We start from the raw sequence: 21,294 nt of genomic DNA on the forward strand, positions 1-21,294 counted from the left end.
ATGAGTTATACAATGTTGTTTTTATAACCATATACATTGTAAAGCTATGTATTAGGTCAAAAAAATTATTCTTTCTTTCTTTTTCTTGTTGTTCTTAGCAGTATAGTTAAAAGAACATATAATGTTAATGCGCTAAAAAATACGGCAGGAATGAACCAATTACCTAGTATTTCTGTTACATTCTCATTTGTCTTTAACATTCCTAAGGCTACAAATTCTCCGTCTTTTAAAAATAAACCAGTGTTTTCTGGATATCTAATTTTTAAATACATTAAAATACCAAAGCCTAATAAAAGAATGTATAGAATAGCAAAAACGCTATAAACAAATCCATTTTTTATATTTAAAAATATAGCTTCAAATATATGTTTAGGATTAAAAGTTCTTGTTGCTTGTTTTAATTTTTTGTCAGCAACTAAAGGTTTTAAAACTACCTCTGGATCTCCTAAATCTTGTGTTATTTTTAATATTTTTTCCACTTCGTTTGTATTGCTATTATTTAATATACCTTCATATATATGGCTATTAAACTCCATTAATACATCTTGTTTATCGTTATCCGCTAACACAGAAATCGTTCTACGAATTCTTCCAAAATAATTATCGTAGATTTTTTGAGCCGATTTGTCTTTAAACTCTATGTTTTTCATTTTGTTAGCTTTTTAATTGATGTTTCAAGTGATTGCCAATACTCAATCATTTCGTCTAATGTTTCAACTCCAATAGCAGTAAGTTGATAATATTTTCTAGGAATTCCTGATTCTTGTTCTACCCATTTTGAAGTTACTAATCCTTCTTTTTTTAGTCGATTCATTAATGGATACAATGTGCCTTCAGCAATCTCTATAGTTGTATATTTCTTTACCTGTTCAATAAGTTCGTAGCCATAAAACTCATTATCTCTTAGTACATTTAACAGGATAAAAGCTAATGTACCTTTCTTTACTTGCGACTGCCATTTTTGAACAAATTCTGAATTCATAATTCAAATATATAAAAAAAATACATTGTAATGCTATGTATTGTGTTAAAAAATGTTAGACTCCTCTGGTTTCTAGAGACTTTGTCTTGATTTTAATATTGATTTTTTCAATGAACTTCAATTTAAGATGCTGTCCGAAAGCGATAAAATTTAATAATATCATTATCGAACCAAAAGTATAAAACTCCATAAATACCGCGATTCCTATGTGTAATAAAACAACTAACCACAATGTTACTTTTCTTGAGAATTTAGTAAACATTAAAATTGGGTATAGTAATTCTAAAGCCACAGTTCCCCACCCCAGTATTTTAAAAAACATTGGATATGCAATTAAAGGTAATGAGTTTTCAATTACACTATCAGAAGTGTAAGTGTTTATAACGAACCATATTGCATTTCCATCAATCCAATCTGTACCTAAAGCTTTTCCTAGTCCTGCGAAGAAATATACCAGGCACAAATGAATTTGTAAAAATCGTATGATAAATGAATACAATGAACTTTGTATGTCTTTCTTAAATAACAAACTAGAACATACAGCTAGATTAATAAATAATGTAAACGACATAAAATAATCTGCTCCGTAAGAGAATAAGTAAGCTGAATTAATTAATGTAAAGTGAATAAACCAAGCAACAAAAGCAAACCCTGTTCTTTTAAAGTTTAAAAGTATCGCAATTAAACTGCTTATGTAAATAAAGATAAAAACAAGTAAAGTTGCGTTAGCATTTAAACCGAAATATGAAAAGCTTTTGAAAAACCAATTTAATACAGGTTGATACCAGAATGCATATCTTTGATTTACTTGACTTTTAATAATTCCTTGATCACTAAAAATATGAAATACATCAGGTAATACTGTAAGTATATTCACTAAAGCAAAAACGGTAATTAGTTTAATTACAAGCGTTCTATTTATGCTTATCGAATTTTTAAAAATGAAAGATTCAATTTTAGTAATCATAATACTATTGTTATTTCTTTAATTAATTTTTAGCTATTTTCTCTTTTTTCGTTGCCGAAAAACCTAATATACTTTTACGTTTTACTCCATAACCTAAATCTCTTGCAGTTTGTAAATCCATATATTTACTTAAGTGTAAATACACATCAATTTTATCAATGTCAGGATTTGCAGAGAACAAATAAGAAGATATAGATCGAAGAATAACATCCCGTTCTTCTTCATCAAAAATGTTTGATTTAAAATGCAGATTAGCACATTCAAATTTTAATTTAGATTCTTGTGTAAGAAGAGGTAATTCAATTCTATTTCCATCAGCAACAAAAGCAATATCAACTTTAGTTTCAGCAACATTTGGTGAGAAAAAAGAATATCCTCTGTTAGTTCCTGTGAAAATTGAATAAAAGTATATGAAATCGTTTACTGATTTAGAACATTCAAATAAGCTACTAAAGTCAACAATGGCTTGACCAGCCGGATTTAATGTTTCGTACGATTTTTTATCCTTAAGCCCCGTGAAACTTGTAAATCCAACAACCAACATAAAAGCAATATGCGTAATAAGATATCCGATTAGTATGTATTTAAAAGTTTTCATGAAGTTTAATTTAAAGATTAAAAAAGGAAAAGGTTACAAGGTGTAACCCTTCCTTGTTTTTAAGAATATTAGTTTCTTATTTATCAGCAGGAGCAGCAGTTTCTTTTGATCCTTTGTAAACGAAATCTCTAGAGATAAAAGTCCACTCTTCTTTCTCAGCAGCAGCAAAAGCTTCAAAACTTTCAGCAGTGTTGATGTTTACATCATTCATGTCTACTGGTTGAGCGTTTACAGTTGTAGTTACAGATCCGATTACTAAAGCAGTTAAAGCGATTCCTCCGATTAATTTTGATACTAAATTTTTCATGTTTAAAATATTTAAAAAGGTTAATTAAAAACAATCATAGTTTTAAGACGTTAATTGATCATCGGTCTAACCTCTGGCCTTCGGTATTTGTTACACTTCAAAGGTAGTTACTATCTCCTCTCTTAATGCTACACTAAAGGGTAGTTAGTGTTTAATGTATTGAAAACTACACTTTTGGGTAGTGAGTAAGAAGCGTCGTTTGAAGTGTTTATTGTTACTAATGATTTGTTCTTATTATAGAAGTCTATTAATCCTTCATATGGTAATGCTACAGGTATAGTCTCAGATCCTAAGTAATTAATAGATTTACCTATAACTTCTGCTTTTATACCTAATAGACGTAATACTCTTAACAATTTACTGTCACATTCAGCAAAAGCAATATTATCTTCATGCTCACAAATAGGAGCAATGGCACATACCATTAACTTTTTAAATAAGTTGATGTCCCCTACATTTTTTTTAATCGCAAATCGGCCGATATGAAATATGTTATTTACATGATCTTTTCTTACAGCTAAAAAAGGATTAATGCCAAATATTTTTTGAAGAGGTAAAATATCTTTAAAGTTCCATTTCAAAACTCGAATAGCTCCATTTATAGTTCCTATAATGTCTTTCGATACAAAAATTTCTGAATTTGTATAATAATTTAGCTCTTCATAATATATAGAGTCTATATCTTCTTTATGATTTTCTGGTAGAACTTCATTGCTGTGATGATTGTAATTTTCATGAACAATAAATTCTGCTAATTCTATTATTTGATGCATTTCTAATTTTTGTAGATAGTTTTTAGATGGTAACATAGTTGGTTATTTTACCTTAAAACTATCTACGGATTGAGGCAATTTTGTTACACTCAAGTGTAGTAATGTTCTGGTTTACAAAAAACTACACAAAAGTGTAGTGCGAAAAATTGCGAAATAAAAAAAAGATTTATATTTGAAATACTAACCAACCTTCTATATATGGCTAATGTTAATGATTTTTTTTACAGCAAAAATACCGTTAACGAAATTTCAGATGACGATCAAAAACAAACTGTTGATTATCTAGAACCGGTAAAAGCTTTTGCTAGAACGACGTATAAAAGTATATACATTATAGATTACGAAAAGAAAGGGTTTGAATATGTTTCAGATAATCCACTCTTTTTATGTGGGCATACTGCAGAAGAAGTAGAAAAGATGGGGTACGCTTTTTACTTTAAGTATGTTACAGAACCAGATTTAGATCTTTTATTAAAGATTAATACTATAGGTTTCGATTTTTATGAGAAAATTCCTGTAGAAGAAAGAAAGAATTATACAATATCTTACGATTTTCACTTAAAGAACAATGAAGGGAAAATAATTTTGATTAATCAGAAGTTAACACCTTTATTTTTAACCAATGATGGGAAAATTTGGAAAGCTTTGTGTATAATTTCTTTATCTGCAGAACAAAACTCGGGGAATATTAAAGTTTATAAAAAAGGGGACAACAAAATCTTTAAATACGATCTAGAGGGCGATTTTTGGAAAACTACAGAGAAAATAAAATTAAGTAGTAGAGAAAGTGAAATTTTAAGATATTCTGTAAGAGGATATACAATTAATGAAATTGCAGAAGCAATTTTTGTATCACCAGATACAGTTAAGTTTCATAGAAGAAAACTATTTGACAAGTTAGAAGTAGTGAACATTTCTGAAGCAATTGCTTATGCTACAAATAATAGATTAATCTAATTATTCATAATTGTAGATAAATAAAACTCTGGGAATTCTTTATGTTCTTTACCTGTTGCAATGTTAAACAATAAATGTGTACACATTGAAGCAACGATCCATGAAGCTATAGAAAGTTGCGGTGGAGGTAAGGGTTCTTTTTCGTTGATGTATTTTTCTAAAATTTCTTCAATCCAGTCGTGTGGATTCCCCCAGAATTTTAAATAACTAGTAGCGTATTTAACTACGTTTACTTCGTTAAAATCTTCGTTTGCACGTTTAAGGGTTTTTAAAGATAAACCTTTAGGAGAAATTACAGTAACCAAACCTCCCCAACCTAAGTTGTATGGGTGAAGTACAGGAATATTATTTTCTTGACAAATTTCATCAAATAATAAAGGGATATCAGAAGAAAAATCTAGAGCGTTAATTGCTATTTGATGACCTTCAATACATCCTTTAATGTTATCTTCTGTAATGAACTCGTTGTATACATTAATTTCAGCATTAGAGTTAATGCTTAACAATCTATTTTTAATAGCTTCTACTTTATCAAGAGAGATGTCTTCTTCAGTATAATTCTGACGATTTAAGTTAGAAAGCTCTACTTGATCACCGTCTATAATGGTAATTTTCTCAAAACCTAAACGTAAAGCACATTCAGCAATTACGCTTCCAATCCCAGATCCACCAAGAATAATAGAACAGTTTTTTATAGTATCTTGTTCTTTTTCACTTAAATATAGCCTGTTTCTAATGTATCGTTCATTCATTTTATTGGGATTTATATCAAAAATACTGTGTATAAATTAGAGGTCGACTACACAAAAGTTTAGTTATTTTGTTTAATAATAAAATTAAGTGCCATTTCTAGATATATTTATATTTAGTTGTATAATTGTTGATATAAAAATTGTTAATATGTCTACACTATACAAAAAGATACTTGTTTTAGTTTGTGTTAGTTTCCAAACCCTTTTTGCGCAAAATAGAACCAATAATAAAGATATCGTAATTATTGAAAGCCAGAAAGCTTTAAAGGCTTTTGGAGAAAAGAAAATAACTAAGTTTAAAGGAAGTCTAATTATAAAAAATGCTTCTGATTTATCACCTTTAATTACTCTTAAAGAAATAGGAGGAACGTTGATTATTGGCGATCACACACCTACGGGAGAAATTCAAAATCCAGAACTAACATCACTGAATGGACTTCAAAATTTAGTAAAGATAGGAGGGAGTTTATCATTTCATTCTAATCCTAAATTAAAGAATTTCGATGAATTGAATAATCTTAAATATATAGGTGGTTCATTAGAAATAATGAATAATAAAGCGTTACTTAGTTTAGATGGTTTTAATGCGGTTACTTTCATTGGAGAAAGATTAGATATTTGGATGAATCCATTGCTGGAAAAAATTCATACGTTTTATAATATTAAGGAAATTAAAAGCCGTCTTTCTATATATGATAATAATAAACTAAATGATATTAGTGGTTTTTCTAAAGTGAAAAAAATAGGAAATGATTTAATGATTAAGGAGAATGATAAACTTACAGATTTAAGAGGGTTTGATTCTTTAGAAGTAATTGAGAATAGATTAGAACTTAATAGTAATTACTTCTTAGTAGAGGTAAATACATTTAAAAATCTGACTAAGGTCGGATTTTTGCAAATGAGAAATAATACACGTTTGAAAAAAATCTGTGGATTAGAAAAACTAAAAGTTACTAAAGATAAACTTGATATTCAATATAATTATGTGGATTTTACTATAGTTAACGGTAAATTTGATTTGAGTAATTGTAAATGATCAATCAACGTTTTTTAATATTACTACTTGTAAAAAATAAAAAAGCTTCTCGATTGAGAAGCTTTTTGCGGTCTGGACGGGACTCGAACCCGCGACCCCATGCGTGACAGGCATGTATTCTAACCAGCTGAACTACCAGACCGTTGCCTTAATGCGGGTGCAAACTTACTAAAACTTTTTAAATAGATAAAGTATTAATTGAAAAAATGTTTTTGAAGTGTGTTTTTACTTTAAAATTCCAAAGAGAACTTATAAGTATTATTGGTGTGATTTTTTGAAGATAAAATTCAAGTATAAAAAAAGCTTCTCGATTGAGAAGCTTTTTGCGGTCTGGACGGGACTCGAACCCGCGACCCCATGCGTGACAGGCATGTATTCTAACCAGCTGAACTACCAGACCGTTGCCTTATTGCGGGTGCAAATATATAATCTTTTTTCATTTCTGCAAAAAAATAATTCAAAAAAATTACGTTTTTCTTCTACTTACTAAATAACTCGTTAAAATTGAGTCATATCCATCATGAATATCTACAGGAACATAATTTATTTTATATTGTAAACATTCATTTTTTAAATCATTGAAGAAAGATTCCGTTTGTTTTTTATAATTGTCTTTAACACTATCAGGATAAAGGTTTATTTCTTGATTAGTTTCTATATCAACAAACTTTTTAGGTCCATCTTCAAAATCAAAATCTAATTCTAACTTTTTATCATAAGTATGAAATAACACAACTTCGTGTTTATTATACTTTAAATGTCGCAGAGCATTAAATAATTCTTCTTGATTTTTATTAGTTTGAAACATATCTGTAAAAACAAAAATTAAAGATCTACGATGAATCTTTTCTGCAATTTCATGAAGATATTTATATGTTTCTGTAGATTTAGAACTAGTTTTTGATGTTAATGTCTTTTCTAGTTCATTAATAATGAGTTTTCTATGACGTTCGCTTCCTTTTTCAGGAGCATAAAATTCATACGTGTCAGAGTAAATACTTAAGCCAACTGCATCTCTTTGTTTTTTTAAGATTTCAATTAATGAAGCAGCAGCAACACAAGAAAATCCAATTTTATTAAGATCATCAAATTTTTGAACTTGTTTAATTGGATAATGCATAGATGAAGAATTATCTATAATAATATGACATCTTAAATTAGTTTCCTCTTCGTATTTCTTAGTGTATAGTTTTTCTGTTTTAGCAAAAAGTTTCCAGTCAATATGTCTAGTGTTTTCTCCTTTATTATAAAGTTTATGTTCAGAGAATTCCACAGAGAAACCATGAAACGGACTTTTATGCATTCCAGTTATAAAACCTTCTACAACTTGTTTCGCAAGAAGTTCTAAGTTTTTTATTTCTGAAGATTGAAGAGATGAAAGTTGTATACTCATAAGTTTTTAAAAATAAAAAAGGTTTGACGATCGTCAAACCTTTTTTATTTAATTTTTCTATAAAATTTATAGTGCAGCATCAATTTTGTCAGTATATGCTTTTTTAGGAGCAGCACCAACTTGCTTAGCTACAACTTCACCATTTTTAAAAACTAATACAGTAGGAATATTTCTAACTCCGTACTTAGCTGCAAATTCTTGGTTAGCATCTACATCTACTTTACCAACAACAGCTCTACCTTCATATTCGCTACTAATTTCATCTATGATAGGTCCAACCATTCTACATGGCCCACACCAAGTAGCCCAAAAATCAACTAAAACAGGTTTGTCAGATTTTAATACTACTTCTTCAAATGATGTATCTGTAATTTCTAATGCCATTCTTTTGTCTTTTATGTATTTATTGTCTACAAATGTAATAATTTATTTCACTTTTTTCAATAGTGTTTAAATTGGTTTTTCTTATGTATCAATTGATTTTGTAAATATTAACGGAGATAAATTTTAAAAATGAATATATATATATTAAATTTGACGCTGATTTTTTTGAGGAAAGATTTGTTCTGATTGCGACCTCGTAAAAAAATGCTAAAACAGTAATGTTTGCTATATTTTACGACAACTTCCTCAGAAAAAGTTTATTAATCCAAAACGAAAAAAAGATAACATGCCATATTTTTTCACATCAGAGAGTGTATCTGAAGGACATCCAGATAAAGTTGCAGATCAAATTAGTGATGCATTAATTGATAATTTTTTAGCCTTCGATCCAGAATCTAAAGTTGCTTGTGAAACTTTAGTGACTACTGGTCAGGTAGTTTTAGCAGGTGAGGTGAAGTCTAATATTTATTTAGATGTTCAAAAAATCGCTAGAAATGTAATTAATAAGATTGGTTACACGAAGAGCGAATATATGTTCGATGGAAATTCTTGTGGAGTATTTTCTGCAATTCATGAACAGTCAGATGATATCAATAGAGGTGTAGATAGAGCTAAGAAAGAAGAGCAAGGTGCAGGAGATCAAGGTATGATGTTCGGTTATGCGACTAACGAAACTGAAAACTATATGCCTTTAGCTTTAGATTTATCTCACTTAATTTTAAAAGAATTAGCAGAGTTAAGAAGAGAAGGAAAAGATATTTCTTATTTAAGACCAGATGCTAAAAGCCAAGTAACTATTGAGTATTCAGATGATAATGTGCCTCAAAGAATTGAAGCAATTGTGGTTTCTACACAGCATGATGATTTTGGAGACGATGCTACAATGTTAGATAAGATTAGAGAAGACATTAAAAATATTTTAATTCCAAGAGTAATAGCTAAATTACCAGAGAGTATTCAAAAGTTATTTAACGACGATATTAAATATCATATTAATCCTACTGGGAAGTTTGTAATTGGTGGACCTCACGGAGATACAGGTTTAACTGGAAGAAAGATTATCGTTGATACTTATGGAGGAAAAGGTGCTCACGGTGGTGGAGCTTTTTCAGGAAAAGATCCAAGTAAAGTAGATAGAAGTGCCGCTTATGCTACACGTCACATCGCTAAAAACTTAGTTGCTGCTGGTGTTGCAGATGAGGTTTTAGTTCAAGTTTCTTATGCGATTGGAGTTGTAGAGCCAATGGGAATTTTTGTAGATACTTATGGAACTTCAAAAGTAGATTTAAATGATGGTGAAATTGCGAATAAAGTGTCTGAGATTTTTGATATGAGACCTCATGCAATTGAATCTAGGTTAAAACTTAGAACCCCAATGTATAGTGAAACTGCTGCCTATGGTCATATGGGAAGAGTAAATGAAGTAGTGTCTAAAACATTTGTTCAACCAAATGGTGAAGAAAAAACATTAGATGTAGAGTTATTTACTTGGGAGAAATTAGATTATGTAGATCAAGTAAAAACAGCTTTTAGTTTGTAAAAAAACTTGATAATATTATAACGTTAAAAGTCTAGATTATGTAAAGTTTTCTAGGCTTTTTTTGTTTATTTGTGTACCAATTATAAAATTATTAACTATGAAAAAAATCAATTATTTTTTATCGATTTTAACACTTTCTATTTTAGCTACAAGTTGTAGTAATTCAGTATCTGATGATTTTGATGATATGAATCAAGATGTTGCAGAAAAAAGATTAAATAAAATTTCGTCTAATCTGAATGGAGAAGATATTTCTGTAGGCTTTTCATATGATAGCAATAAGAAGTTAACAGGAATTACAGGTGTTTCAAGAGATGAAACAAACTCTATTCAGTATACAAATACAGGTGATTTATTAAATGTTTCTGCTCAAGGACTGAATGAAACATTAAATCTAGAAGAATTGTTTCAATCACCATTTAATGCTTATGAATTAGGACAAGTTGTAAGTTATGATGATAATAGAAACCCTTCTCAAATTTCTTTTGAAGATCAGGTTTACAATTACAATACAGGGCAATATGAAACTATTGGTTTAACAGCTGAAATTCTTTATGACGATGCTCCTAATATGTATTTTTATACTTTAAAAGCTGCTGGAATTATTGATGTTTTAGATAAAGTTCAATTAGATTTCAGTATGAATGCTCAAGCTTCAGAAATTATTAAAGCTAGTCAATTGTTACCAATGAATAATCCAGTAAAATTTATTTACAAGAATCAAAATGGAGGTGTAGAAGCTACAATTGATATTAGTTATACTTATGATCAAGATAATTATCCTATTAATGCAATTGCAGTTTTAAATGCAGGATCTTCTTCGGAAACTGCCGCAGTTAACTTTTCTTACGAGTAAGAAAGAATTAATATATAAACAAAAAAGCATGAGAGTTAACTCTCATGCTTTTTTGTTTATGCTTTAAAAATGTAACCTTTAAAAATGTTACAAAATCAAGTCCTGAAACATCTATATTTTTGATTTTTAGTAATTTAGTGTTTTGTGTTCTGTTACAAATTTTAAGTTTTTTATCGTATTTATATAGTAATTTTGTAACAGAATTAATCATAGGGGATTATTAAAACAAAACATTATGGGGAAAATTTTACTTATTAAAGTTAGAATATTTTTTAGAAAAGCTTTGAAAGCTTTAGCAGAATCGGGGAAAGCTGCTAGTTATGCAATCAAGCATTAAGATATTTTGATGAAGAGAGAGAAAGAAAAGGGCTGCACTTATAGTGTGGTCTTTTTTAGTTAAAAAAATCAAGGCCGTATATAACGACCTTGTTTTTGATGATTTTCTTAATACAATTTATTGAAAACTCTTCTTTTTGGTTAGTAACTTTTTTTAGACATAGTTTGTGTAAATTCCCACCTATTTTATGAAAAATAAATGTTACTTCAAATGTATAAGAATAATTAAAATAAGGTGAATTTTACATGGTGACAAAAAGTGTCATGTTTTGTAACTTATAGTTTTACAGGGTTTTATTTTTTTTGAACAGTAAAGGTTTTGGGAATAAATTTAAAAATTTGAATAAAAAAAAGCAGTGAAAAACACTGCTTTAAAATCTTACAAAATGATTTTTTATTTTATTTCCATAATATAAGGCATTCTAGCTTGAATACCTTTTAGGTTTTTTAGTTCGTTAATTTTATTAAATAAACGATAGTTTTCATCGCCTAAAGCTTCTCTTAAAATTTCTTGTTTATTTACTTTTCCAAAAGGAGAAATATTAAACATCTCTTTAATGTCAGTTTTGTAATTCGGGTAGTTTTTAATTCTATAGTCACTATTTAATTCTGCTAATTGAGCAGCAGCATTAATGGCATGATCTAATCCACCTAATTCATCAACTAAACCTTTTGAGATAGCTTCTTTTCCAGACCAAACTCTACCCTGAGCAACAGCGTCTACTTGTTCAAAAGTCATTTTTCTTCCTTGAGCTACTCTATTAACAAATGTCTTATAAATTTGTTCAACGCCTTCTTTAGTAACGTCGTAAAACTTTTTATTCATTGGTTCAAAAAGACTGTACTGAGCACTTTCGTTAGTTGAAACTTGCTCTGCATTTATTCCCATTTTCTTAGAAAGTTCATATGCATTTGGTAGTGCGCCAAATACACCAATTGAACCAGTAATGGTTGTAGGTTCTGCTACAATTAAATCTGCGTTACAAGCGATATAATATCCACCAGAAGCTGCTAAATTACCCATTGATACTACTAAAGGTTTTTCTTTTCTGGCTAACTCTAATTCTCTCCAAATTAAATCAGATGCTAATGCACTTCCACCAGGAGAGTTTACACGTAAAACAATTGCTTTAATGTTTTTGTCTTTAACAGCTTTTTTGATAGCTTCATTAATAATTCCTTGACCAATAACATCTTCATTTCCTTGTCCATACATGATTTGACCTTGAGCATAAATAACAGCTATTCGGTCTTTTGCTAATGAAGTTTTTCTACCTTTTCCAGACTTAATATAGTCTTGAATAGATATTGTAGCGTATTTACCATCTACAGCAGCTTTTAACTTCTCTTCATACTCATCTTGATAAATAAAATTATCTATAAGTTTATTTGTTTTTGCTAATTCAGCATTTCTACCTTTAGAATTATCAGCTATACTGTTAACTTCTTCTTCAGTTATTTTTCTAGATTTACTAATATCTGCAGTGATTTCAGACCAAATAGACTTTAAGAAAGAAGTTGTTTGTTCACGGTTAGCTTCACTCATTTTGTTGTCTAAGTAAGGTTCAACAGCACTTTTATATTTACCATGTCTAATAACTTCCATTTTCACTCCATACTTATCTTCAAAATCTTTATAATATAAAATTTCAGTAGATAAACCAGTGAAGTCTATTTGTCCAACAGGATTTAAATAAACACTATCGGCTACAGAACTTAAATAGTAGTTTTTTTGAGTATATACATCGTTATAAGCATAAATGAATTTTCCTGATTCTTTAAACTCTTCAAGTTTTTTTCTAATTGCTTGAGTTTGGGCAAAACCAGCATTTACAAAAGTTGAATTTAAACTGATTCCTTTAATGTTATCGTCTAGCTGTGCGTTATCTAATGCATTAAAAATTTTGTTTAAAGCTAATCTAGTTTCATCAAGTTCTAAAGCTTCTAAGATTGGGTTTTTTTCATCTGGAGCATAATCTTTAACAACAGCACTTAAATCAAGTTCTAAAATAGAATTTGATTTTACAACTACAGTTTCTTGTTTTCCTGCTAAAGAAGCTATACCGATAAACAAAATAAAAATTAAAAATAGGCTAATAAAAAAACCTAAAATGGCGGCTAATAAGTTTCGTAAAAAATTCATTTTATTAATAATAATTGCGTGCAAATATACGCTTTTTAAGGTGGTTAATTATCTCAATGTCATACGGTACTTTCGTTGAGCAAATTGAAAATAATTAAAGAGTTTGTAATTTACATCGTATCCGTAATTAATATTTGCATTGTAGTCTATAATATTCTGATAAATATTAGGATTAAATCTCGTTGGATCTGAAACTCTAGAATTCCAAATTGGAACTAAAAAACGATTTCTGTTTTCTAAATAAGCTTGTGTGTAATAACCAACAGGTTGAGCTATTGTATTTAAATATTGATTAAAACCAATATCAAGAATTATAATTTCATATTCTAAACTATCATTTTTAATTACAACAGGTTCTTCCTTTATTTCTGAATTAGAAATTTTTTTTGGAGTATTACAATTACTTATAAAAAGAATAATTGCTAGCCCTAAAAAGATATAATAGAGTTTAGTTTTCATACAAAAATCGATTTACCCTATAAGATACGAAAATTGAGAAGATGTCTTTAATTTTTAATTTGTTAATGTTTTGTTATTAGTTAAATTCTACTTGGTTAAATAAGTTATTTAATGTGTTTTTAGATTTCTCTTTCCCGTCTTGTAACCAATTAAAGTATTCGTCCTCGTTAGGTGTATAACCAACAGGTGTGTTTAAAATTTGTTTTCCATCAGAACTCAATAAAACATAGTAGGGTTGTGTGTTAGTTTTAAAGAATACAGTTTGGAAGTGTGACCATTTATGCCCGTAGTTAGAAAGTTGTCTTGTACCTCCATTAACTCTATTTACTATAATTTGCTCTTCTTTAGGGAGTTCTTTTTTGTCATCAACATAAAGAGATATTAAAACATAGTCGTTTCGTAATACATTATCTATTTTTTCTGTAGGCCATACATGTTCTTCCATTTTTCTACAGTTTACACAAGCATAACCTGTAAAGTCTAACATGATTGGTTTATTTGTTTTTTTAGCGTAAGCTAAACCTTCTTTTAAATCTTTGAAACAAGTTAAATTATTTGGACATTCGTTAGGGTATATATAACTATAACCCACAGGTGGAGCTAAACCACTTAAAAGAGATAAAGATGAAAAAGTTTTTGTCTCTTTGTTTACCATAAATCCTGAAGCTAAATAAATTGTAAAAGCAGCTACTAAAATTCCGAAAGTTATTCTTGAGAAACCAATTTTTTGAAATGGAGAATCATGTGGAAATTTGATTAACCCAAATAAATATAAAGCTAAACCAGCGAAAATCAAGATCCATAAAATTAAGAAAGGTTCAATTTTTAAAATATTCCAGTGTGCTACTAAATCTGCATTAGATAAAAATTTAAATGCCAAGGCTAATTCTAAGAAACCTAAAACAACTTTAACAGTTGTCATCCAACCACCAGATTTAGGTAGTGATTTTAACATGTTCGGGAACATTGCGAAAAGAGTAAAAGGAAGTCCTAATGCAACTCCAAAACCAGCCATCCCAGAAGTTAATTGCCAAGCACCACCATCAGAAGATAAAGAACCTGCTAGTAAAGAACCTAAAATAGGTCCAGTACATGAAAATGAAACTATAGCTAAAGTTAATGCCATAAAGAATACACCGATTATCCCTCCGGAATTTTCTCCTTCAGTAGTTTTATTAGTCCAGCTACTAGGTAATGTAAGTTCATAAAAACCAAAAAATGATCCAGCAAAGAAAACAAATACAATAAAGAAGATAACGTTTAGCCAAACATTAGTTGAAATTTCGTTTAAAATATCTGGATTGATAGAGTCTAATAAATGGAATGGAACACTTAATAATAAGTATACGGCTAATATAAAGAATCCATATAAAAGTGCTTTAGAAATTCCAGAGCCTTTAGAGCTATCTTTTTTAGTAAAAAAGCTAACAGTAAGAGGAATCATAGGGAAAACACAAGGAGTTAATAATGCAAGTAAACCTCCTAAAAAACCTAAACCGAAAATACTAAATAAAGAAGAGTTGTCATTTTTTTTCTCAATAGTAGTATTGTCATTTGTTGCTCCTACAGCATTTAAATCAACAGAAGGTTCTCTAATATCGTTGCTAGATAGACCATATAACATTTCGGTAGCTTCATCATTACTTAAATCTGCTACTTTAACTGCTTTTTTTCCGGCAGAAGCTTTACTTTTTTCAGAAGTGAAGAAAGTTAAATCTTCAGATCGAGGAGGCAAACAACGAGTATCATTACAGACCATAAATTGAACATTAGCTTCAATTTTAGCATCTTCTTTAAGTAAACGTATTTTTTGTTTGAATGTAGCTTTATTTGCAAAGTACTTAATTTGCATTTTAAACACTTTATCATCTTCTGTAATTCCTTTCTCTTCAGAAGTTTTTCCTACAAGTTCGTAACTATCGTTAGGAGTAAAAGAAAATATAGTTGGTCTTGGTCCTCCTTTAGGAATGTCTTGTGCGTATAAGTGCCATCCGCTATCAATTGTGGCAGTAGAAATTAAATAATATTCGTTGTCAGATATTTTTTCAGTTTTTGTTTTCCATTTTACTGGATCTAAGATTTGCGAAAAACCAACATAACTGATTAATATAGCGAATAGAAAAAAAGCTTTTTTCATTGTGTTTTAAATTTGTAGCTACAATTTGTAAAAATAACTTTTTTCAAATAATAGACTTGTCCCTGTTTTTGTTAAATTTAAAACAAATTTTAACAATGAAAAAACGTTGCTTTTGGGTTAGTAATGATCCATTATATATTGAATATCATGATAAAGAATGGGGAGTTCCTGTTTACGATGATGAAACATTATTTGAGTTTTTGCTTTTAGAATCTTTTCAAGCAGGTTTAAGTTGGATTACCATTTTGAAAAAGAGAGAGAATTTTAGGAAAGCTTTTGATGGTTTTGATTATAAGAAGATTGCAAATTATAATGAAGATAAATTCAATGAATTAATAGTAAATGAAGGGATTATAAGGAATAAATTGAAAATTAAAGCAGCAATAACTAATGCGAAAGCTTTTATTGAAGTTCAAAAAGAATATGGTTCTTTTTCTAAATATATTTGGGGTTTCTTTAATGGAAAACCAATAAAGAATAATTTTAAAACTAGAGAAGAAGTTCCAGCAACTACACCCTTGTCTGATGAAATATCAAAAGCACTTAAAAAAAGAGGTTTTAAATTTGTAGGATCAACAATTATTTATGCTTTTATGCAAGCAACAGGTATGGTAAACGATCATACAACAGATTGTTTCAGGTATAATGAAGTTTAAATGAATAATATGTTAAAGATAATGGCTAAAAAAACTAAAGATCCAGGATTTGGTTATAAATCAGCTAAAAATGTAAAAGGAACTATCAATAAAGATGGAAGTTCTAATATTATTCATATCAATCGTAAGTTTGGTGTCGATGATTTATATAGTTTTTTTATCAGTTTAACTTGGTTTCAGTTTTTTATTATAGTCATTCTTAGTTATACGGTATTAAATATTTTCTTCGGAATTATATATATACTCATCGGAATAGAACAAATAACACCATCTACAGGAGATACTTTTAGAGATTTTCTAAATGGTTTTTTCTTTAGTGCTCAAACCTTAACAACTGTTGGTTACGGAGGAATTGCTCCGAAAGGATTAACAGCTAATGTTATTGCTGCCTTTGAAGCTTTAATTGGTTTGGTGAGTTTCGCTTTTGTAACAGGATTACTTTATGGTCGATTTTCTAGACCTAAAGCAGCTATTCGTTTTAGTAAAAATTTAATCGTTAGAGAATTTAATGGAGGTAGAGCTTTAATGTTTCGATTAATGAATAGCCGAAAAACAATAATGATTGAACCGAAAGTGACGGTAACATTATCTTTAAATCAGAAAGATGAAAACGGTCAGTACAAAAGAAGTTTTTTCGCTTTAGATTTAGAGCGTAATAAAATTATGTATTTACCTACAGTGTGGACAGTCGTTCACATCATAGATGAAAAAAGCCCGTTATATGATTTGTCTAATGAAGAAATTAAAAATTTAGATGCTGGTTTGTATATATTAATTCAATATCACGAAGAATCGTTTGGGCAAACAGTATATCAAGCAACATCTTACAAATTTTCACAAGTAGAAACGGATGTAAAATATGCTCCATCTTCTGGATTTGATGAAGAAGGATATACGGTTCTAGATCACGATAAACTTAGTGATGTAGAAAAACTTTAACCTCTTACTAAATATTTCGAAAGAAATAAAAGACCTATAGTAACTATAATTCCAATAGCAACATAAAGAGCTGCGTTTTGATAATATTTTTTATTGTTTTTAGCATCTTTTTTATAACTAAATATCATTAACGCAGTAAAAGCAATAATAAAGAATGCGGCAAAAATTATTCTACCTGTAGTAAACATTTTAGAAGCTATAATTAGCATAAAATCGTGTGTTAAATATATTAGAGTGTGTACAATCTTTGTACATTTAACAAAAGTACTAAATAAATGAAAAAAAAGAATTTAATTGTTTTTGATATTGATGATACATTAACAAGTAGTGAAAAAAAGCATACAGATTCATTGCTTTTTGCTATGGATAATATGGGGATTAAAAATGTAGATACAGATTGGCGAAATTATGCTAACGCTACAGATAGTTATATCGTTAAAAAAAATTTTGAAAGAGTTTTTCAGAAAGATTTCTCTTTAGAATTACTTGAAGATTTTGAAAAAGTAATGACAGATCATTTTGTTACATATCCTGATTCAAAAGAGGTTTTAGGAGCAAAAAAGATTGTAGATTTTTTTGAGAAAGAAACCAATTACGGAGTTTGTTTTGCTACAGGTTCATTATTTCAGCCTGCATTATTAAAGTTAGAACAAGCTGGAATAATATTTTCTCAAGACGTTTTAGAAACCTCAAATCAAATTTATACAAGAGAAGGAATTGTTTCTTCTGCTATAGATAAAGCAAAGAAGTATTATGATGTAACAGATTTCGATCATGTTATATCTTTTGGCGATGGCTTATGGGATGTTACTACAGCAGAAAATTTAGGTTTACACTTTGTTGGAGTAAATAAGAGAAATGTTGAAGATTTTAAAAAACAAAATGTATTGTATCACATTGAAGATTGGACAAGCTTCGATTTGAATAGAGCAGAAGAAATATTTAAAATAAACTAAAAACAAGAATCAAATTAAATGAAAGATAAAATTCAAGCAGTAAAAGAGTTTCATACAGCTTTTGGTTTAGGTATGAATGAAAGTCCTAAAGTTGATATAGGAGATGATAGAAAATTACTTCGTTTTAATTTAATGAAAGAAGAAAACGAAGAATATTTAGAAGCTGTACAAAATAACGATTTAGTTGAGACAGCAGATGCTTTAGGTGATATGTTGTATATTTTATGTGGTACAATAATAGAGCATGGAATGCAATATAAAATCGAGGAAGTTTTTAATGAAATTCAACGAAGTAATATGAGTAAATTAGGAGAAGACGGAAAACCTATTTACAAAGAAGATGGTAAAGTATTAAAAGGGCCAAATTATTTTAAGCCAGATATTAAAGCTATTTTAGATAAATAAAATAATAGTAAAGGGCTTATTGATTCATTTCTTCACTAATGTCTGGAGCAGACATTTTTTTCAGTGTTTCTTTAAGCTCTTCAACACTTCCAACCATTTTTTCAATATATCCTTCTTCATCAATTATTAAATGTGTTGGAAAATGAGAAATTTCCATTTCATTCTCAATAAAGTCTCTTTGATTTGGAATTACAGGATATCTAAACTCATTTTTAATTAAAAAACTTTTAAGGTCACTTGGATCATCGAATGCTAAACTTAAAAATATAACATCTTCATAAGCTTCGTATTCGTCATATAAATTGTTTAACTCTTTAAATTCTTTAATACTAGCATTATCATCCATATACCAACACTTCATGATAATAATTTTTTCTTTAGTGTTTTCGGTAGTAAACTTAGTTCCGTTTAAATCTGTGAAATTAAATTCAGGAAGTCTAGTTCCTTCTTTTGTATAATAAGAATATATAATTTTTGAAGTGTCTTTTATAGATTCAGAAATTTCGTTTTGAGAATCATCTAAACTATATAGTTGATACATTTCTTCTCCAGATAATAACTTTATTGGCGCATAATCTCCAGAAGTTAAGTTAGATAAAAAATCTCCTTTATCTATTTCTTCCCCATCAGGATTTAAAGCAATAAAATTACTAGATAAATCAATGTTTTCTTTGAAGTAGTCTTTCCAGTTTTCCTTAGAAGCTAAATAATTGTCTAAATCTTCAGGAAACATTTCATTGTCAATAGCATTTGTATTGTTATCAGAAGGTGTATCATCTGAATTTACTTCATTGTTATCATCAACAACAGCCGAAGACTCATCCGCAATAGAAGTTATGATGTCTTTTTTAGGGACAAAAACACTATCTAATACATAATAAGTAATGCCGAATCCAGCCGCTATGGTAACGATCGAAATGATAAGATTTTTCATACTAATAACACCTAATGCTTTTAAACAAATATATAAAAAGCAAGGGGAATGTTAAAAAATTGTTACTTATAATCAGGGATTAACTAATTTTTAATCTCCAATTATGTACATCCTCATCAAGATTATATTGAATGTTAGTTAGTTTTTCTTTAAAAAGAGAAGCATAAGATTTTTCAATTTTAGGTAAATCGTAAGATTCTCCTTTGTGACTAAAACCAATAATTGGATTTATTACTGTTGCAGTACCAGTTCCAAAAATTTCTAATAAAGCATTGTTGTTTGCTGCTTCTTTAATTTCAGCTACAGAAACTCTTCGAACTTCAACTTCTATGTTGTTATCTTGAGCTAGCTGAATTACAGATTTTCGCGTAATTCCGTCTAAAATACGGTCATTGTTAGGCGCAGTAACTAGTTTATCATTAATTCTAAAGAAAACATTCATAGTTCCTGCTTCTTCTAAATATTCATGCGTGTTAGCGTCTGTCCAAATAATTTGTTGGAATCCTTTTTCGTGAGCTAATTTTGTTGGGTAAAACTGAGCTGCGTAATTTCCAGCAGCTTTTGCAAAACCAACTCCACCATCAGCAGCTCTACTGTATTCTTCAGCAATTAAAACACGAACTTCACCCGCATAATATGCTTGAGCAGGAGAAAGTATAATCATAAATTTATATTCATTAGCTGGAGAAGCAGAAATAGCTGGCTGTGTAGCAATTACAAAAGGACGGATATACATAGAGTTCCCTTTTCCTTTTTTAATCCAATCTTTTTCTAAATTTAATAACTGAGCTAAGCCATCCATGAAATATTCTTTTGGGAATTCTGGAATAGCTAAACGGCTAGAAGATTTATTAATTCGTTTGAAATTTTCCTCTGGTCTAAATAAAAAGATATCATCATTTTCATCTTTGTAGGCTTTCATACCTTCAAAAACAGCTTGCCCATAATGAAATACTCTCGCAGATGGAGCAACAGAAATATTACCATAAGGTTTTATTTCTGGAGTTTGCCATTCTCCATCTTTATATTCGCATTCAAACATATAGTCTGTAAAGACAGTACCAAAAGATAAATTATTAAAATCTACACTATCAATTTTAGAATTTTGTATTGGGGTAACTTTAATGTTTGAAGAAGAGCTCATAAAATAAATTTTTAGGTACGCTAAATTACAAAATAGAGCGCACTTAAATTCTAATTCAGGAAAGGAAAAAATACTCAAAATTGTATCTTTGCATCAAACTATGTTCAAATTATTGTAAATGAGAAACTTAATTATTGCTTTTTTTAGCGCGACTTTATTGTTAACATCTTGTAAAACAGAAAAAAAAGAAACTTCTAAAGAAGTTGAAAAAGAAGTAACTGTTGAAAAGAAGAAAAGTGAATATGCTTCATTTGGTGAAAAAATTTCTTCAGAAGGAGCTTCAACTTCAGAAGAAGCTTTAAAAAAATATCAAGATTTAAAAGTAGGAGATACAGTAACTATCAAGTTTGCTTCTAAGATCAATGAAGTATGTTCTAAAAAAGGATGTTGGATGAAATTACCATTATCTCAGGAAGAAGAGATTATGGTACGTTTTAAAGATTATGGATTTTTTATGCCTTTAGATAGTCAAGGTAAAGAGGTGATTGTTGAAGGAAAAGCATTTGTGAAAATTACACCTGTAGATGAATTACGTCACTATGCAGAAGATGCTGGAAAATCTAAAGAAGAGATTGAAAAAATTACAGAACCTAAGCAAGAAATGGCATTCTTAGCTCACGGTGTATTATTAAAGTAA

Annotated in this window: 24 protein-coding genes and 2 tRNA genes; 9 read left to right on the forward strand and 17 right to left on the reverse strand. The window is 29.1% G+C overall.

Going from position 1 to position 21,294, the window contains the following annotated elements; genetic code table 11:
• Window positions 1-65: 65 nt before the first annotated feature.
• From Q1A46_RS09995 to Q1A46_RS10020, 6 genes are all read right to left on the reverse strand, one after another.
• Complete coding sequence (locus Q1A46_RS09995) at window positions 66-650, reverse strand: HAAS domain-containing protein (protein ID WP_299677558.1); 585 nt, start codon at window positions 648-650, stop codon at window positions 66-68.
• Complete coding sequence (locus Q1A46_RS10000) at window positions 647-982, reverse strand: PadR family transcriptional regulator (protein WP_299677561.1); 336 nt, start codon at window positions 980-982, stop codon at window positions 647-649. Before Q1A46_RS10000 ends, Q1A46_RS09995 begins: the two co-directional genes overlap by 4 nt.
• Before the next feature lie 55 nt (window positions 983-1,037).
• Window positions 1,038-1,949, reverse strand: coding sequence for a hypothetical protein (locus Q1A46_RS10005; protein WP_299677564.1), 912 nt, complete (start codon window positions 1,947-1,949; stop codon window positions 1,038-1,040).
• 22 nt (window positions 1,950-1,971) lie between these two features.
• Window positions 1,972-2,547 (reverse strand): hypothetical protein, encoded by a 576-nt coding sequence (locus Q1A46_RS10010; RefSeq protein WP_299677567.1) that lies wholly within the window; start codon window positions 2,545-2,547, stop codon window positions 1,972-1,974.
• A 76-nt stretch (window positions 2,548-2,623) separates the two neighbouring features.
• Entirely contained in the window at window positions 2,624-2,854 is a 231-nt protein-coding gene (locus Q1A46_RS10015) for a hypothetical protein (protein ID WP_299677570.1), read from the reverse strand.
• A gap of 128 nt (window positions 2,855-2,982) precedes the next feature.
• A complete protein-coding gene (locus Q1A46_RS10020; RefSeq protein WP_299677573.1) occupies window positions 2,983-3,663 on the reverse strand; it encodes a hypothetical protein in 681 nt (226 codons plus the stop codon).
• Between the two features lie 162 nt (window positions 3,664-3,825).
• Here Q1A46_RS10020 and Q1A46_RS10025 point away from each other — a divergent pair, with 162 nt between their 5' ends.
• The gene (locus Q1A46_RS10025; protein WP_299677576.1) at window positions 3,826-4,584 is read left to right on the forward strand and encodes a response regulator transcription factor; all 759 of its coding nucleotides are present in this window, start codon (window positions 3,826-3,828) and stop codon (window positions 4,582-4,584) included.
• On the opposite strand, the gene Q1A46_RS10030 is transcribed toward Q1A46_RS10025, so the two are convergent.
• On the reverse strand, window positions 4,581-5,336 hold the full coding sequence (locus tag Q1A46_RS10030) for a ThiF family adenylyltransferase (protein WP_299677579.1): 756 nt from the start codon (window positions 5,334-5,336) through the stop codon (window positions 4,581-4,583). The genes Q1A46_RS10025 and Q1A46_RS10030 overlap by 4 nt on opposite strands.
• 148 nt (window positions 5,337-5,484) lie before the next feature.
• Between Q1A46_RS10030 and Q1A46_RS10035 the strand changes: the two genes are divergently transcribed.
• Window positions 5,485-6,375 (forward strand): hypothetical protein, encoded by an 891-nt coding sequence (locus Q1A46_RS10035; protein WP_299677582.1) that lies wholly within the window; start codon window positions 5,485-5,487, stop codon window positions 6,373-6,375.
• A gap of 68 nt (window positions 6,376-6,443) precedes the next feature.
• Here the strand turns inward: Q1A46_RS10035 and Q1A46_RS10040 are convergent.
• The 4 genes from Q1A46_RS10040 to trxA all read right to left on the reverse strand — a co-directional run bounded on the left by Q1A46_RS10040 (window position 6,444) and on the right by trxA (window position 8,152).
• Window positions 6,444-6,517, reverse strand: a tRNA-Asp gene (locus tag Q1A46_RS10040).
• 184 nt (window positions 6,518-6,701) lie between these two features.
• Window positions 6,702-6,775, reverse strand: a tRNA-Asp gene (locus Q1A46_RS10045).
• Between the two features lie 66 nt (window positions 6,776-6,841).
• Entirely contained in the window at window positions 6,842-7,768 is a 927-nt protein-coding gene (locus Q1A46_RS10050; RefSeq protein WP_299677585.1) for a DUF58 domain-containing protein, read from the reverse strand.
• Window positions 7,769-7,834: 66 nt separating this feature from the next.
• A complete protein-coding gene (gene trxA / locus Q1A46_RS10055) occupies window positions 7,835-8,152 on the reverse strand; it encodes a thioredoxin (protein WP_299677588.1) in 318 nt (105 codons plus the stop codon).
• A 286-nt stretch (window positions 8,153-8,438) separates the two neighbouring features.
• Here trxA and metK point away from each other — a divergent pair, with 286 nt between their 5' ends.
• Together metK and Q1A46_RS10065 are read left to right on the forward strand one after the other, a co-directional pair.
• Window positions 8,439-9,692, forward strand: a complete 1,254-nt coding sequence (metK, locus tag Q1A46_RS10060; protein ID WP_299677591.1) for a methionine adenosyltransferase — start codon at window positions 8,439-8,441, stop codon at window positions 9,690-9,692.
• 97 nt (window positions 9,693-9,789) lie between these two features.
• Window positions 9,790-10,548, forward strand: a complete 759-nt coding sequence (locus Q1A46_RS10065; protein WP_299677594.1) for a hypothetical protein — start codon at window positions 9,790-9,792, stop codon at window positions 10,546-10,548.
• A 730-nt stretch (window positions 10,549-11,278) separates the two neighbouring features.
• On the opposite strand, the gene sppA is transcribed toward Q1A46_RS10065, so the two are convergent.
• The 3 genes from sppA to Q1A46_RS10080 all read right to left on the reverse strand — a co-directional run bounded on the left by sppA (window position 11,279) and on the right by Q1A46_RS10080 (window position 15,623).
• Window positions 11,279-13,051 (reverse strand): signal peptide peptidase SppA, encoded by a 1,773-nt coding sequence (sppA, locus tag Q1A46_RS10070; protein ID WP_306420516.1) that lies wholly within the window; start codon window positions 13,049-13,051, stop codon window positions 11,279-11,281.
• Window positions 13,052-13,075: 24 nt separating this feature from the next.
• Window positions 13,076-13,486, reverse strand: coding sequence for a DUF6146 family protein (locus Q1A46_RS10075; protein ID WP_299677597.1), 411 nt, complete (start codon window positions 13,484-13,486; stop codon window positions 13,076-13,078).
• A gap of 76 nt (window positions 13,487-13,562) precedes the next feature.
• On the reverse strand, window positions 13,563-15,623 hold the full coding sequence (locus tag Q1A46_RS10080; RefSeq protein ID WP_299677600.1) for a thioredoxin family protein: 2,061 nt from the start codon (window positions 15,621-15,623) through the stop codon (window positions 13,563-13,565).
• A 95-nt stretch (window positions 15,624-15,718) separates the two neighbouring features.
• Here Q1A46_RS10080 and Q1A46_RS10085 point away from each other — a divergent pair, with 95 nt between their 5' ends.
• Both Q1A46_RS10085 and Q1A46_RS10090 read left to right on the forward strand, forming a co-directional pair.
• On the forward strand, window positions 15,719-16,279 hold the full coding sequence (locus Q1A46_RS10085) for a DNA-3-methyladenine glycosylase I (protein WP_299677603.1): 561 nt from the start codon (window positions 15,719-15,721) through the stop codon (window positions 16,277-16,279).
• Between the two features lie 9 nt (window positions 16,280-16,288).
• The gene (locus tag Q1A46_RS10090) at window positions 16,289-17,218 is read left to right on the forward strand and encodes an ion channel (protein ID WP_299677606.1); all 930 of its coding nucleotides are present in this window, start codon (window positions 16,289-16,291) and stop codon (window positions 17,216-17,218) included.
• Here Q1A46_RS10090 and Q1A46_RS10095 read toward each other — a convergent pair.
• Entirely contained in the window at window positions 17,215-17,427 is a 213-nt protein-coding gene (locus Q1A46_RS10095; protein ID WP_299677609.1) for a hypothetical protein, read from the reverse strand. The two genes, Q1A46_RS10090 and Q1A46_RS10095, sit on opposite strands and share 4 nt — an antisense overlap.
• Window positions 17,428-17,493: 66 nt before the next feature.
• On the opposite strand from Q1A46_RS10095, the gene Q1A46_RS10100 reads away from it, so the two are divergent.
• Window positions 17,494-18,174 (forward strand): HAD family hydrolase, encoded by a 681-nt coding sequence (locus tag Q1A46_RS10100; protein WP_299677611.1) that lies wholly within the window; start codon window positions 17,494-17,496, stop codon window positions 18,172-18,174.
• An 18-nt stretch (window positions 18,175-18,192) separates the two neighbouring features.
• Entirely contained in the window at window positions 18,193-18,579 is a 387-nt protein-coding gene (locus Q1A46_RS10105; RefSeq protein WP_299677614.1) for a nucleoside triphosphate pyrophosphohydrolase family protein, read from the forward strand.
• A 16-nt stretch (window positions 18,580-18,595) separates the two neighbouring features.
• Here Q1A46_RS10105 and Q1A46_RS10110 read toward each other — a convergent pair whose 3' ends face one another.
• Both Q1A46_RS10110 and Q1A46_RS10115 read right to left on the reverse strand, forming a co-directional pair.
• Window positions 18,596-19,513, reverse strand: coding sequence for a TlpA disulfide reductase family protein (locus tag Q1A46_RS10110; RefSeq protein ID WP_299677617.1), 918 nt, complete (start codon window positions 19,511-19,513; stop codon window positions 18,596-18,598).
• 79 nt (window positions 19,514-19,592) lie between these two features.
• Window positions 19,593-20,657, reverse strand: coding sequence for a branched-chain amino acid aminotransferase (locus Q1A46_RS10115; RefSeq protein WP_299677620.1), 1,065 nt, complete (start codon window positions 20,655-20,657; stop codon window positions 19,593-19,595).
• Window positions 20,658-20,775: 118 nt separating this feature from the next.
• Between Q1A46_RS10115 and Q1A46_RS10120 the strand changes: the two genes are divergently transcribed.
• Complete coding sequence (locus tag Q1A46_RS10120; protein ID WP_299677623.1) at window positions 20,776-21,294, forward strand: DUF4920 domain-containing protein; 519 nt, start codon at window positions 20,776-20,778, stop codon at window positions 21,292-21,294.

The organism is uncultured Tenacibaculum sp. (assembly GCF_947502995.1).
Classification (GTDB): Bacteria; Bacteroidota; Bacteroidia; order Flavobacteriales; family Flavobacteriaceae; genus Polaribacter.

Coding starts and splice junctions, on each gene's coding strand:
- Q1A46_RS09995 (WP_299677558.1), bottom strand. CDS start 650: ATGAAAAACATAGAGTTTAAAGACAAATCGGCTCAAAAAATCTACGAT.
- Q1A46_RS10000 (WP_299677561.1), bottom strand. CDS start 982: ATGAATTCAGAATTTGTTCAAAAATGGCAGTCGCAAGTAAAGAAAGGT.
- Q1A46_RS10005 (WP_299677564.1), bottom strand. CDS start 1,949: ATGATTACTAAAATTGAATCTTTCATTTTTAAAAATTCGATAAGCATA.
- Q1A46_RS10010 (WP_299677567.1), bottom strand. CDS start 2,547: ATGAAAACTTTTAAATACATACTAATCGGATATCTTATTACGCATATT.
- Q1A46_RS10015 (WP_299677570.1), bottom strand. CDS start 2,854: ATGAAAAATTTAGTATCAAAATTAATCGGAGGAATCGCTTTAACTGCT.
- Q1A46_RS10020 (WP_299677573.1), bottom strand. CDS start 3,663: ATGTTACCATCTAAAAACTATCTACAAAAATTAGAAATGCATCAAATA.
- Q1A46_RS10025 (WP_299677576.1), top strand. CDS start 3,826: ATGGCTAATGTTAATGATTTTTTTTACAGCAAAAATACCGTTAACGAA.
- Q1A46_RS10030 (WP_299677579.1), bottom strand. CDS start 5,336: ATGAATGAACGATACATTAGAAACAGGCTATATTTAAGTGAAAAAGAA.
- Q1A46_RS10035 (WP_299677582.1), top strand. CDS start 5,485: ATGTCTACACTATACAAAAAGATACTTGTTTTAGTTTGTGTTAGTTTC.
- Q1A46_RS10050 (WP_299677585.1), bottom strand. CDS start 7,768: ATGAGTATACAACTTTCATCTCTTCAATCTTCAGAAATAAAAAACTTA.
- trxA (WP_299677588.1), bottom strand. CDS start 8,152: ATGGCATTAGAAATTACAGATACATCATTTGAAGAAGTAGTATTAAAA.
- metK (WP_299677591.1), top strand. CDS start 8,439: ATGCCATATTTTTTCACATCAGAGAGTGTATCTGAAGGACATCCAGAT.
- Q1A46_RS10065 (WP_299677594.1), top strand. CDS start 9,790: ATGAAAAAAATCAATTATTTTTTATCGATTTTAACACTTTCTATTTTA.
- Q1A46_RS10075 (WP_299677597.1), bottom strand. CDS start 13,486: ATGAAAACTAAACTCTATTATATCTTTTTAGGGCTAGCAATTATTCTT.
- Q1A46_RS10080 (WP_299677600.1), bottom strand. CDS start 15,623: ATGAAAAAAGCTTTTTTTCTATTCGCTATATTAATCAGTTATGTTGGT.
- Q1A46_RS10085 (WP_299677603.1), top strand. CDS start 15,719: ATGAAAAAACGTTGCTTTTGGGTTAGTAATGATCCATTATATATTGAA.
- Q1A46_RS10090 (WP_299677606.1), top strand. CDS start 16,289: ATGTTAAAGATAATGGCTAAAAAAACTAAAGATCCAGGATTTGGTTAT.
- Q1A46_RS10095 (WP_299677609.1), bottom strand. CDS start 17,427: ATGCTAATTATAGCTTCTAAAATGTTTACTACAGGTAGAATAATTTTT.
- Q1A46_RS10100 (WP_299677611.1), top strand. CDS start 17,494: ATGAAAAAAAAGAATTTAATTGTTTTTGATATTGATGATACATTAACA.
- Q1A46_RS10105 (WP_299677614.1), top strand. CDS start 18,193: ATGAAAGATAAAATTCAAGCAGTAAAAGAGTTTCATACAGCTTTTGGT.
- Q1A46_RS10110 (WP_299677617.1), bottom strand. CDS start 19,513: ATGAAAAATCTTATCATTTCGATCGTTACCATAGCGGCTGGATTCGGC.
- Q1A46_RS10115 (WP_299677620.1), bottom strand. CDS start 20,657: ATGAGCTCTTCTTCAAACATTAAAGTTACCCCAATACAAAATTCTAAA.
- Q1A46_RS10120 (WP_299677623.1), top strand. CDS start 20,776: ATGAGAAACTTAATTATTGCTTTTTTTAGCGCGACTTTATTGTTAACA.